We start from the raw sequence: 12918 nt of genomic DNA, 5'->3' as shown, positions 1-12918 counted from the left end.
AGAGGCTACAACGCGCTCCATGCCACCACCGGGTTCTTCGCATACTTTATCTTCGTCTGAACCCAATACACGGTCGAAAACCACCGAATAGCAGACCATAAAGTGTCCGCTTCAGATTCGAGTGCATGGCCGGCTTCGTCGGAATCCGCACCAGAGTTTAGCATTTCACTCAGCGAGACGATCCCAGCAGTCATCGAGGGCGCGCGAAAGTTTGTGTTTCATGATGCGCTGGCTTGGCGTCCGCTCGAAATCGTCGACAATGACGATGTAGCGGGGTCTCTGATATGGGGCCAGTCGACTGGTGAGCCAGTTCGACAAGTCGGCGACATCGATCTGATTGCGGTTCCGTGGCTTTACGAATAGCTTTATGTCCTGCTCACCGATGTCGGCCGCAACTCCGATCATTGCGCATTCCTCAATTGTAGGATGGTGGGCGACGACATGCTCCACCTCCCAGGCAGAGACGTTTTCGCCGCGGCAGCGTACGCTGTCGGTCATGCGCCCGTGGAAGAAGAGGTTACCCATAGTATCAAAGGAGCCGAGGTCGCCCGTATGCAATGCCCCTTGGCGCAGAGCCTTGACCGTGGTCTCAGGATCATCCAAATAGCCCCGGAAAATTCCGTTAGGCATCTTTGTCCGTACGACGATCTCACCACGATCACCTTGCGGAACCGGTGCGCCATCCTGATCTAACAATTCAACCGCCTGCCATGGCACCGGCTTGCCGACTGAGCCCGCTACGCCGCTATCATTGAAGGTGGTTATGCTCGACGCTTCGGTCATGCCGTAGCATTCCCTGATCTCGACGCCGAATCGCTCCTGGAACTCGGTCCAGATCTCGGCTGGGCAACCCCCGCCCCAGGCGATGCGGACACAATGCTCGCGATCACGGGTCGAAGTGGGCTGCTTCAGAAGCATCTGCAGTATTCCACCAAGGTAGTGTATGTGTGTTGCTCGGTATTCGCGGGCCTGATCCCAGAAGCGGCTCGCGCTGAAGCCATCCACAATAGCAAGGGTGACTCCAAGCGTCATCGGCAAAGCTAACAGCTGTGCGCCTCCGATGTGGTAGAGAGGCTCCCAGACCAGCATAATGTCGCCCCGTCCAGCTGCGGAAACGAAGCCAACCCCCTCCCCTGCCAACCGCATCATGCCATGGGAGACGATGACACCCTTTGGCCAGCCAGTCGTACCGGATGTGTACATAATCGCGAATGGCGCCTCAGGGGCGGGAGCCTGCCCGCAGAAACCCCTTCGAGTGCTCAGCAAATCGGAAAGGCGTGCATAGGAATGACGCTCGCCATGTACCACGACCTGACCAGTCCGAATTGAGGCGCCTGATTCCAAAATGAGGTCTGCAAGGTCGTCATCCGCTATCACAAGGGAAGGGCATGCGTGTTCAAGAATGTAGCGGAGACCTTGACGGCGCTGCTTCGCGTTAATGGGCACCCAAACAACGCCGGCTTTGGCGAGGCCGAACACGACAGCCATAAACTCCGGGCTGTTCCGCATCATGACCGCAACGCGCTTGCCGTTCTTGAGACCTCGTGACACAAGCTCGGCGGCCATCGAGTTGGCCCGGTCCTCAAGGGTTGCAAAGGTGATCGGCGCTCCGTTGAAAATGGCGAAGAGGCCGCAAGGGTCACTGGCGGCCTTCTGGCGCAGGAGCTCTGTCAGGCTGGGCTCGGTGGGTGTCATAAAATCTCTCGATCTTTCTCTTTTCGCCCGCGCGCGTAGCGAGCTTGTAGTGAAGATGAATGTTGCGCAACGGAGACCATATTCGAAAATGGAATAACTAACATGCTAGAACAGACGAAATTTACTATTGCAAATTCGATATGAATTGCACGGGTTTATATCAGGTGACAAAGCAGCTGTGAAGATATATTTCAGATACTTATTAGGAAGATATATTTGGGTCTTTCCAAATTCTCCACTCGTAGTTTCGTATGACAATATACCCTGGGCCAGATCCTATCAGGTAGTTCGGATTGAGTGGTGTTTTGCCGAGCGGCGTGCAGATTACATATTGAGGCACGGCAAAGCCGGTGGTGTGGCCACGCAAATTCTCCATAATGTGCATCCCAGTATCAATTGACGTTCTGAAGTGCTCAGCGCCTCGCACCAAATCGGCGTGATACAAATAATACGGTCGTACACGTGCCATAACGAGTTTGCGGACCAAGTCTTTCATAACCTCGACCGAGTCGTTGATGTTTTTCAACAGCACGGACTGATTGCCCACCGGAACACCTGCTTCAAGCAACCGCTCGATAGCAATTTTCGCTGCAGGCGTGATCTCATTGGGATGATTAAAGTGAGTATTGATCCAGATGGGATGATACTTTCTTATCATTAGGCAGAATTCGGGTGTGATCCGCTGTGGCATGGTCACAGGCGTTCGCGTGCCGATCCGAATGATTTGAACGTGCTGAAGTTGCCGGAGGCGTGACAGTACGTACTCAATCTTGTTGTCGCCCATCGTCAGCGGATCACCTCCGCTTAACAGTACGTCCCGAATCTCCGGTCGCTCGGCAATATACGCTATGCCCTTGTCGATCAGATCTCGATCGCTGACAATTGAGCCCTGGCCCGTGTGAACTTTGCGTGAGCAGTGTCTGCAATAGTTCGCACACAGATTAGTGATATGGAAAAGTGCGCGATCCGGATATCTGTGGACGATGCAACTCACGTCGGTCTTTCCCTCCTTCCAGAGAGGGTTTTCGGAATCAACGCCTGATTGGTGGAATGAGGGAAGCTGATCAATATGGAAGACGTCATCTAGCTCCTTGATGTTAGGAATAGCCTGCAAGCGAACCGGATCGTTCGGATCGTTCTTATCCATTAGCGAGAGATAGTACGGCGTTACCCGGAAAACATACCGCTCACCCACCTTGTGGAAAGCTTCTTCTTCATCGGGTGTTATGTTTATCCAGTCCTTCAGCGCTTCGAATGTGGTCACGCTGTTAGCAAGTTGCCAACGCCAGTCATCCCAGTCGCTGGTTCGTGTGTCTACTGCGGCTGTTGTGGTCATCGTACCAGGTCTCCGATTCAACTATTTTTCTGCGGGCAGTTATTTGGGATTGCGACGCCCGATCGGCCAGGAAGAAATCTCAGGACCTCCTCGACTCACAAGGCTTATTAAAGTCAGCGGGCGCTCGCGAAAGGATGAAGCGTCGCAGTTTGCAACACGATGCCAGTAGGAAATAACAGGATGCTTCCCATTTTGAGAAGAAAGTCTGCCCATGTCAGCGATACTGATCGTCAACATGGAGATAGGGTGCCGCGCCTGAGCAGAATACGATCGACTGGATGGCTTGCAGTGCTTTTTCTTGTGATACTTTCGAACCGAGCAATGCCCTCGATGGAGATATACCAGATGAAGATATACCAGACATTGTCGCCGCGGACATCGATCTCGAGTCGTTGAGCAGCAAACCCCGGGGAACACTTGTTGACGCCGTAGCAGACGGCCACCAAACACACCTGAATTCCGCGATGGAGGTAATCATTGCGAATAGCCATCTCTCGGTGGGGCTGCATTTTCCGGGCTGCTGCGACAATCGTCGATGACAACAAGATGGGACGCTGCCCTGTCCGCAACGTGGGGCCGTTGATATCGGTCAGATGTTCCTGCACTCACCTGGAGCCGTCGTGGGTGGAAAGAGGGATCGTCATCGAGCGTTTTCCAAACTTGCGAGTTCTCGCTTTGCCGCGTCCAGCTTGGCAAGAGCATCAAATGTTCTCTCGGCCACCGCATTGATCTCGGTCCGGCCGGCCGGGATGTCCTCGGCAAGGTTATGCAATTTCGCCTTCGCAACCCCAGCACGCGACTGAGCTTGCGGGCCGTCTTTCGAAGTTCTTCAGGGGGTTGACATGTTCCGTTTCTGGAAAACCTGTTCCAACAGGGCAGCGGCACATCCAATAAGCGGCGACGGCTGCGAGCGCGTCGTAGACCAGTTTCGTGCCAGACTCGGCGGCTTCCGAAGCATTTCGAGGCCCAACTGGCGCACGTCGATGTAGCAGTTGTGGCGCTGCGACCATGAATTGACCGAAAGCGACCGTTCCGTGCTATTCCGCGCGGCGAGAGGCAGGACGGTAATCTGCCCCTTCCTGTCGGATTCAGGCGGGTGGGGTCAGCCTGGGGGTCGCGGGCAACGACAAAGGTGTTGCGCCTGAAGCCAGGGGCGGCGAGCCAATCCGGGGAGAGGGCGGATTTGCCGATGCCTCCCTTCCCATCGATGGCGATCTGACGCAGACGCGGCATGCAGCCTTCCTTCCTTCGTCCCATCGAATCGCGATGCACGCGCGACACGGATGCCGGGTGGGCAGTCCCGCCCTCCAACGAAGGCTCCCAAAACTTGTGCCAACTTCGCTGGTCCAACCGAAGAAGAGACCCTTCTGTTTGCGTCTCAACTATTTAGTCCCAGCCAAAACAACAGATTGGCTAAATAGGGCTGTGTCGCGGACCCGACAAAGAAGACACATCAGAAGCGGGTCCGCTGCCTAGAATACAGCGTCCCTTTGCGCCAGATACGCCGATCTCTCGCGCCTCGAAGAGCGGATCCGCCGTGATATCGCCCGGTTCAAATCCCCACGGCAGCTGGTCAGCTGTTTCGGCCTCAACCCGCCTGTGTGTCGGTCAGACTCGGTACCGCCCGGCATTTGCGCATCAGCAAGCTCGGGCGAGCCATGCCCCGCACGCCTATCTATTTCATCCGTAAATAGGGCTGTGTCGCGGACCCGACAAAGAAGACACATCAGAAGCGGGTCCGCTGCCTAGAATACAGCGTCCCTTTGCGCCAGATACGCCGATCTCTCGCGCCTCGAAGAGCGGATCCGCCGATCCCCACGGCAGCTGGTCAGCTGTTTCGGCCTCAACCCGCCTGTGTGTCGGTCAGACTCGGTACCGCCCGGCATTTGCGCATCAGCAAGCTCGGGCGAGCCATGCCCCGCACGCCTATCTATTTCATCCGTGGTGTAGCGTGTGGCAAGCTTGAGTTGGCCACAGGTCGTCGCCTTGCTGGCCGACGCGGGAGCCCGCGATAACCAAGCACCCATCCACGATCGACAGATCAGGAAGAGCTTGGTCGGGTGCGCATGCCGCAGGCGCTTGAGCGCCTGACGCGCCCGTGGCCGACCAGGGCGAGATCGACGGCAACTGCGCCTCATCAAGATCGCCGCGTCGTGCTGAGATGAAAACCCAATTCAGCCTGCACCTGCCGACATCCTGTCCCGACCAGCGCATCCTCCTCTACTGCAGTCCCCGGCGCTTTCCATCACGACGGATCACCGCCGGCGCCCAACCAGCTTGTTAAATGAACCAAAACGGCGACCACCTCAGGCCACCCAAAACGTTCAGCGCCGTGCATAGACCCGGCGAAGGTGGCCCATGTTCAGGCGCTTCTTGTGGATGAATCTCCGCGCCAACATGCTGGCAAACTTGCGCCAGAGCGACTGAACCGCGTTGCCCGTCAACTCCCGTGGGAGAATTCTGCTTGCCTGTGGACCTGGACGATGGGCGTCATGATCCTCTAGCGCCCAGGCGAGGTATGCAACCCCCCTTTGGGGACTTCAGTAACATTGTCAGCATGAAACGCCCGCGCCTCTCAGCAAATTCATACCTCAGCATCCGGAAACAGGGTTATTGGAAATTTGGTAAAAATTTAACCCAAGGAATGCGCACTCTGTGATGTGATAGTCTCCGCTCAATTATAAAATGCCGCTTAGAGGGAAGGTCATGCACATCCTGGAAACGCCGCGCCTGATCCTAAGGCCGCCGTCGCACAGCGACGAGCCTCTTCTACATGGACTTGATAGCGATCCATTCGTCGTGAATGCCATCGGGGATGGAGTCTACCCGACGATAGAGCAGTCGAAAGCTGCACTGCTTCAGTTCATCAATCATTGGCAGCACAATCGTTTTGGCTTATGGATGGTGTTCGTCAAAAACGTAGAGCAAGCCAGACAATTCGCTGGCTATTGTGGATTGAAGTGCAGCGGGCTATACCTGCCCGAAGGTCCAAATTACGTGGAAATGGCAACCCGCCTCCACCTTGCGGCCTCGGGAAAGGGGGTCGCAGTCGAGGCCGGCAGGGCAGTACTCCAATTTGCTTTCGAGCGTTTAAAGCTGGAGAAAGTGACCGTAGTCATCCGCCCAACAAACACGCGTTCGCTTCGAAAAAATCAGAAGATCGGGTTTTTCTATGTCGAGGACCGATTTTATGGTAACCTGAGGAGGATGATTTTTGAAGTTACTCCAGAGACAGCTGTAAAAATCGAGAATTTACATGTTATGGATTATAAAGAAACGGAAGTTGGAAATTAGAAGCACTACGACCAAACCGAATTACCGTGCTCTGGTGATCCTCGATAACTCGGCACAATTGGTGACATCGACGCGCTATAAAGCCTGTGAGTTGTGACTCCGGATGTTGAGGGGAGTTTTGCGGCAACTTCTGCCCACGCCCAAGCCGGACAGAGCAAGTATCAGCAGCTAAAGTGCATAGTTTGCTGGATCGACCGAATTGCACGACCCGCGGCCGCGCGTGATGAAATCGGTAATTAATTTTGCGGAGCCGCATGCCATCGTCCAACCCAGGGGGCCATGTCCGGTGTTCAGAAAGAGGTTAGTGTAAGGGGTGGGTCCAACGAGAGGAGGACCGCCAGGGGTCATCGGGCGCAAGCCAGACCAATGCAATGCCGCGCTTGGGTCGGTGTGGGAACTCAAGGCCGGTAAGATTTTCAGGATATCGTTCAAAACGCGCCGTCCTTCTTTGACGTCTATGTGCGTGTTGTAGCCCGCGAATTCGGCTCGCCCGCCCATGCGTAGACGATCTCCCATAGGCACCATCATTGCGTGATAACCGTCGTCCATGACGGGGCGAGTGGGACCCTCTCGCCAGCCATTTAGTGATACGGTAACAGAATACCCTTTGACGGGAACGATCGGTAGTTTGATACCAAGACCACGTGCGAGGAGTGGGCTGTAACTACCAAATGAAAGAACAAACGCGTCCGCTCGTTCCTCTCCGCGTGAAGTCACAATATGGGAAATCTGTGTCGAAGAGGCTTTGGTTATTCCCAATACACTGGTGTTCATCAAAAACTTGGCACCCAACTCGGTCGCAAGACGAGCTATTTCATTCGTGAACTTATGAGCGTCGCCGCTCTCGTCCTCGGGGAAGAACACAGCTCCAATGTATCGGTCGATAACGGGAGTAAGACAGGGTTCTTTCTCGAGAATTTGCATTTGATCGAGTATTTCGAACTGGACGCCCCACTCCTGCATTTCGCGGCACATTTGCACAAACTCCGGCATCCGGCCACCGCGAGGAAACACTCGCATTGTTCCCCTTGTCGTCTCATCGTAGTTGAGCCTACCTGTTGCGCGAATTTTGCGCAGTGTGTCCAAGCTAAGGCTCGCAAGCCTGATATTTGAGATCATGTTGCTTTTGTGGCGCTCACGAGTTGAGTTAGCCAGAAATTTGAGGCCCCAACCCATAATAGAAGGTATCGCCGACGGTTTAATTGTCAGAGGCGAGTCGCTATAAAAAAGCATTTTCCCAAGGCGCTTGAATGTGCCAGGCGAATTCCAAGGGCTGGCATCGCTAGGATTCATTAGACCACCATTTGCGAAGCTCGTCTCCATTCCTGGTCGATCGCAACGGTCAATCACTGTGACGTCGTGACCGTCCTTCGCAAGCATATAGGCAGTTGCGCTACCAACGACGCCGGCACCAAGCACAACAACTTTCATCCGCGCCCTTCTCTCCGTTTTCCCGTGCTAGCTGCATCGGAGTCGCCGCCATCCGATATACCAAAAATCGATATCCAATATCATACATTGGAAAATAATACGGGTCAACTGCAAAGGTGCTCGCATAGTCTGGAGGTCACTGCTGCTTGCCTACGGACCAAGTCCGCCAGCTTAAGGCGGAAATCTGAATGCGTACGCCGGGCCATTTCGCATGCGATAAGTAAAAAAGCCGCAGGGCGCGCAGCTTCGCCGATGACCGAGGAACTGACGTTCTCCTCGCCATTTTGCACGAACTGGTCAAGTGCTGCCGGCCACGAGATCCAGTTGCCGCCCATTGCGTGTAGAAGCCACGATCATGTGCGTCGGTTGCGTTCCTGGATTATCGTTGACCTTCCCTCGGAGCCATAACAGGCTCCCTTCGACGTAACATCGAATTGTGATCATGGCTATGCTCCGATGACTGGCACGCAGTCTACACTTGGTTCCGGCGCCTTGTACGGCTGATGCTATTTCCACGGTCTTCGCCCTGACGCTCGATCGCAAAGCCAGCCCGAGTGCCGGCATTGCCAGGCGTCAAGCGTCCAACAGGATGTTCGCTCTAGCTCCACATCGCGGTCAACACTGAGCCCAGAACCAGTGCACTAGGACCCGTATTCCGCCATGCAGGATGGGCTCTGCCGCGGAAAGCGGCTTTACAGGCGCATTGAATAGCAATATGCAGAACCGCATACCTGGCGAAAATTGAGGGGCTCGATGCTCGAGAACAGCGGCAAGAGCAGGACTGGAGTTAACTCTCCAGTGTCATTCAACAAGCCCACAATTGACGAGCGGCTCTATTTGGGAACGATCGAAAAGGGATTGCTTGTCCTAGATACCTTCTGTGCCAATCCTCGACCGATGACACTTGCCGAGGTCTCGGCAGCATCCGGGCTAAACAAGAGTGCAACTCAACGAGTCCTATATACGCTACGGGCGCTACGATATCTGTCTCATAGCGAAACGACGCGGCAATATTCGCTATCGGTGCGGGCTATGGACATTGGGAATGCTTATCTGCGCAGCAATCCGATCGTCGAGGCAACCTATCCGTATCTGTTAGAGGCGAACAAGCGATCGCAGGAAACAGTAAATCTCACGGAACTTGATGGTGCTGATATCATATTCATCTCGCGTGTGCCTAGCAGGAGCGTAATGAGCTCATACGTGACAATCGGCACGCGTCTTCCAGCATTCGCGACTGCTCCAGGGCGTGCAATCTTAGCGAACCTCAACGCCACAGCGATAGACCAGATCTTAAAAATATCGAGGTTTTCGGCAATCACTCCGCATACTGTGACCGATCGACAACAGCTTGTCGAAGAATTGGAAAAAGTACGCGAAAAGGGATTCGCCATAGCCAATCAGGAGGCGATGCTGGGAGATATTTCAACGGCTGCGCCAGTCTTTGGGTATGACAACGAAGTGGTAGCCGCTGTTAACATTGCAGCTTCTGCTGCAAAATGGACGGTTGAGAAGGTGGAAGCTGAGCTCAGCCCCATAACTGTTGAGATTGCGCGGCAAATGACTAAAGTCGCTTCGCAGTATAGGCGACCATAGCCTGAAATTTAAGTTTACCGCATCCGAAGTGGCACTTCCATTCGGAAGCGTACTGTCGAAGCCATCCAGGTCAGGAGCTCGCAGCGCCAAGGCGAGTATGTAAGCAAGTAGTCATCCTCGGTTTCCTGAGGGTCGGCGCGTGGGAAGTCGATCATCAATGACCTCCGTCCACGTCGGCCGACCCGGATTCGTCTGCAACGAGCGGAAGGGGGTTGACTTACGTCAGCGACGTCAGCACATTATGCGATATTAGATATTGTATTTCAATATCTGTATCGGAGGCGCGCCATGGATCGCTACATTCTCATCGACAGGCAAGATGAGGTCGCTGTCATAACACTGCACAGGCCGGAAATCCTGAATGCTTGGCACGCGCCAATGCGCAGCCAACTGGTTGATGCCTGTTTGGAACTTGAAGGGGATCAAGCAGTCCGGGCGATCGTGCTGACGGGAGCGGGAAACCGCGCATTCTGTGCCGGTCAAGATCTAAACGAAGCGAAGACGTTTGACGGTGACACTGGATCCAAATGGATTGCTGAGTGGGAGCGTCTGTATACCGCGATACGATCGCTCACCAAGCCGCTTATTGCGGCCTTAAATGGTGTTGCCGCCGGTTCGGCATTTCAAGTTGCGCTCCTTTGCGACTTCCGGATCGGCCATCCAGGAGTTCGGATGGGTCAGCCTGAAATCAATTCAGGAATCGCAAGCGTTACTGGACCGTGGATCATGCGGGAAATCCTTGGGCTTGCCCGCACAACCGATTTGACGCTCAGCGGCCGTCTAATGGACGCGACCGAGTGCCACGCAATCGGAGTAATCAACAAGATTGTTCCAGCGGAAGGTGTACTAGAGGCCGCTCTCTCGTTGGCGCGCGAACTCGCAGCGAAGCCGCCCGTGGCCATGCGTCTGGATAAGCAGTGGCTTCGCGAGATGACCGAAATCGGGTTCCGGGAGTGCCTCGACGCTGCGGTGCCGATCCATCGAGAAGCTTACGCGTCAGGTGAGACAGCTCAGATGATGGAAAAATTCCTGACAGAGCGCGCCTCCAGAAAGGCGTGACATTGCAATGGTTTATACCCTGAAGGGTTTTATTGCGGACTTCCTTGCGAAATCCGACCATAACCCAACCCAGATTTTTGCTCACTTCAACGCCGAAGCAATTACCTTTGCCACGTTGAAGAAACAATCGGCGACATTCGCAGCAGAATTGCGGCTTAGGGGGCTGCAGGCAGGCGACCGTGTGGCAGTGATGATGCGCAATTCACGGCTGTCTCTGCCCGTGCTTTTCGGAATCGCCCGAGCGGGCGCCGTTTGGGTGCCTATAAATGCTCAACAGAAAGGCGAGGGGCTACGCTACATCCTAGACCACAGTAAGCCGAAACTCGTTGTCTGCGATCGGGATTTTCTCCCGACAGTCGCCGATTGCGGTGCGGAGATTTCATTGGGCGCGGTGATCACGATCGGTGAGCCGCTTGATCAACGCTCGTTCGAGACTGTTCTGCAGAAGGAATTAACCTTCACTGACTCGCCGCTCGAAGTGCATGACCTGTTCGCAATAATGTATACATCCGGGACCACCGGAAGACCGAAGGGCGTTCTGGTCACACATGGGATGTTGCGGCTTGCAGGGGAAGCTGTGCGCACACTGACGGCTATGGCGCCAGGTGACGTTTTTTTTGTATGGGAGCCGTTCTTTCATATCGGCGGCGCTCAGCTGTTGATTTTGCCGATCATCGAAGATGTCAAACTGGCGCTGGTCGTTCGATTCAGTGCGCGCCACTTTTGGGATCAGGTGCGAAGCTTCCGTGCCACACACATTCACTATCTGGGCGGAATTTTGCAAATCCTGCTCAAGCAGCCTCGAAACCCTCTTGACCGGCAACACGCTGTCCGCATTGCGTGGGGGGGCGGGTGCCCCGAGGACATTTGGCAAAAATTTCGCGACCGCTTCGGCGTGGAAATCCGAGAGTGCTATGGCATGACCGAAGCCTCGAGCATCACTACCTGCAACACTGAAGGCCTGGTCGGGTCAGTCGGGAAACCGACGCCTTGGTACACTGTTGATGTTGAAGACGAGTACGGCAATCCCGTGGCTCCTGGCAACAGGGGAGAGATTGTTGTTCGCTCATCATTGGATGGGGCGCTGTTCAAAGGATACCTCAATAATCAGGAGGCAACCGACAAGGCTCTTGTTGACGGAGCTCTTCGCACCGGTGACGCCGGCACTCTAGATCCGGATGGAAATCTCTGGTTCCACGGGCGCATGACTGACAGTGTTAGATGCAGAGGCGAGAACGTTTCGGCTTGGGAGGTTGAGCGTGTAGCGGCCGCTCATCCTGCGGTCGAGGACTGCGCGATGATCGGAGTGGCTGCAGATGTTGGCGAGCAGGACATCAAGCTGTTCGTGAAGGCAAAGAGCGGTAAGTCAATTGATCCTGTACATTTGTCCTGGTGGCTCGCCGAACGTCTCGCGTCCTATCAAAACCCTCGGTATATCGCGGTTGTTAGCGACTTCGAGCGCACGCCAAGCCATAGGATCAAGAAGCATCTGCTTCCAAGGGACTTGGACGATTGCTGGGATCGATGGGCAGCCCAAGAACGGGCTCGGGTGTAGGCTCGCCCAGCTTCACAGGGCAGCCTCGGCATGATCCGAAAAAGTGCCGCAGAACCCAGCGTCCGAGATGAGAGTGACATGTGAAAGGAGAGACAGATGGTTGGGACGGCATCAGCGGAATAACCGATCGTTTGATCCTCGTCGGCTGCGGCAATATGGGATATGCGCTGATAAGGGGCTGGCTGGACGCAAACGCCGTTGATCCGAAGAACGTGCATGTGGTTGAGCCGGCTGTCGGCCTTCGCATCCGGGCGGCACAATTAGGGGTCACAACACATGAGAGTCCGGGCAGTCTGCCCGATCAGGCCGATCTGGTCGTTCTCGCTCTAAAGCCCCAGGCACTGGCAACAGTGCTTCCGGTTTATCGTCGTTTCTCAGAACACGCGATTTTCGTCAGTATTGCAGCCGGTGTAACAATCAACAGGTTGGTTGCACTGCTCGAGGGGGCGCGCGTGATTCGGGCGATCCCTAACACTCCTGCCGCGACTGGTAAGGGCTCAACGATTGTTTTTCCGGGCGACCGTATTCCGGAGGTGACGCTAAACAAGGTGATATTCTTGTTTGCTGCGGGAGGCTCGGGTACACAAGGTGGACAATGAGGTTTTAGTGGACGCCGCGACGGCGATCAGCGGCTCCGGCCCCGCCTATATCTTTTATGTTATGGAGTGCCTCACCGCGGCCGCTCACGAACTCGGTCTGCCGACGGAACTCGCCGGGATACTCGTTAAGGAGACGGTTCATGGCGCCGGCGCCCTAGCCATGCAAACCGATGACGAGCCGGCGGACCTTCGACGACAGGTTACCAGCCCAAGAGGTACGACAGAAGCAGCGCTCGCGCAGCTTACTGCCGAGGACCAACTCCTGTCTCTCATTCGACGCACAACGAACGCGGCTTTCGACCGATCAAAAGCGCTCTCCTCAAGCGCGTGAGTAGAGAACGAAGCGGCAAGGA

At 55.1% G+C, this 12918-nt stretch carries 11 protein-coding genes; 6 read left to right on the top strand and 5 right to left on the bottom strand.

All coding sequences use genetic code 11. From position 1 onward, the window contains the following. Positions 1 to 165: 165 nt before the first annotated feature. The 4 genes from AC0NIL_RS29350 to AC0NIL_RS29335 form a co-directional block, all read right to left on the bottom strand. Entirely contained in the window at positions 166 to 1695 is a 1530-nt protein-coding gene (locus tag AC0NIL_RS29350) for an AMP-binding protein (RefSeq protein WP_473574274.1), read from the bottom strand. Positions 1696 to 1897: 202 nt separating this feature from the next. Then, positions 1898 to 3031, bottom strand: coding sequence for a KamA family radical SAM protein (locus AC0NIL_RS29345; protein WP_473574272.1), 1134 nt, complete (start codon positions 3029 to 3031; stop codon positions 1898 to 1900). A gap of 230 nt (positions 3032 to 3261) precedes the next feature. Beyond that, on the bottom strand, positions 3262 to 3636 hold the full coding sequence (locus AC0NIL_RS29340) for a hypothetical protein (protein WP_473574270.1): 375 nt from the start codon (positions 3634 to 3636) through the stop codon (positions 3262 to 3264). A gap of 35 nt (positions 3637 to 3671) precedes the next feature. Further along, on the bottom strand, positions 3672 to 3803 hold the full coding sequence (locus AC0NIL_RS29335; protein WP_473574269.1) for a CCE_0567 family metalloprotein: 132 nt from the start codon (positions 3801 to 3803) through the stop codon (positions 3672 to 3674). Between the two features lie 1934 nt (positions 3804 to 5737). Here AC0NIL_RS29335 and AC0NIL_RS29330 point away from each other — a divergent pair. Then, positions 5738 to 6325: a GNAT family N-acetyltransferase gene (locus tag AC0NIL_RS29330; protein ID WP_473574268.1), complete on the top strand. Its 588-nt coding sequence runs from the start codon at positions 5738 to 5740 to the stop codon at positions 6323 to 6325. Between the two features lie 168 nt (positions 6326 to 6493). On the opposite strand, the gene AC0NIL_RS29325 is transcribed toward AC0NIL_RS29330, so the two are convergent. Then, complete coding sequence (locus tag AC0NIL_RS29325) at positions 6494 to 7756, bottom strand: D-amino acid dehydrogenase (protein ID WP_473574266.1); 1263 nt, start codon at positions 7754 to 7756, stop codon at positions 6494 to 6496. A gap of 753 nt (positions 7757 to 8509) precedes the next feature. Here AC0NIL_RS29325 and AC0NIL_RS29320 point away from each other — a divergent pair. The 5 genes from AC0NIL_RS29320 (at position 8510) to AC0NIL_RS29300 (ending at position 12896) form a co-directional block, all read left to right on the top strand. Next, on the top strand, positions 8510 to 9352 hold the full coding sequence (locus AC0NIL_RS29320; RefSeq protein ID WP_473574265.1) for an IclR family transcriptional regulator: 843 nt from the start codon (positions 8510 to 8512) through the stop codon (positions 9350 to 9352). Positions 9353 to 9640: 288 nt separating this feature from the next. Next, positions 9641 to 10411, top strand: coding sequence for an enoyl-CoA hydratase/isomerase family protein (locus AC0NIL_RS29315; RefSeq protein ID WP_473574263.1), 771 nt, complete (start codon positions 9641 to 9643; stop codon positions 10409 to 10411). Positions 10412 to 10418: 7 nt separating this feature from the next. Further along, positions 10419 to 11966 (top strand): class I adenylate-forming enzyme family protein, encoded by a 1548-nt coding sequence (locus AC0NIL_RS29310; protein ID WP_473574262.1) that lies wholly within the window; start codon positions 10419 to 10421, stop codon positions 11964 to 11966. Between the two features lie 80 nt (positions 11967 to 12046). Next, positions 12047 to 12565, top strand: coding sequence for a pyrroline-5-carboxylate reductase family protein (locus AC0NIL_RS29305; protein WP_473574261.1), 519 nt, complete (start codon positions 12047 to 12049; stop codon positions 12563 to 12565). Beyond that, positions 12555 to 12896, top strand: a complete 342-nt coding sequence (locus tag AC0NIL_RS29300) for a pyrroline-5-carboxylate reductase family protein (RefSeq protein ID WP_473574259.1) — start codon at positions 12555 to 12557, stop codon at positions 12894 to 12896. The genes AC0NIL_RS29305 and AC0NIL_RS29300 overlap by 11 nt, the downstream gene beginning before the upstream one ends. Positions 12897 to 12918 lie beyond the last annotated feature (22 nt).

The sequence above is a fragment of the Mesorhizobium sp. WSM1343 genome (assembly GCF_055901535.1).
This window is presented reverse-complemented; position numbering and strand designations above follow the sequence as displayed.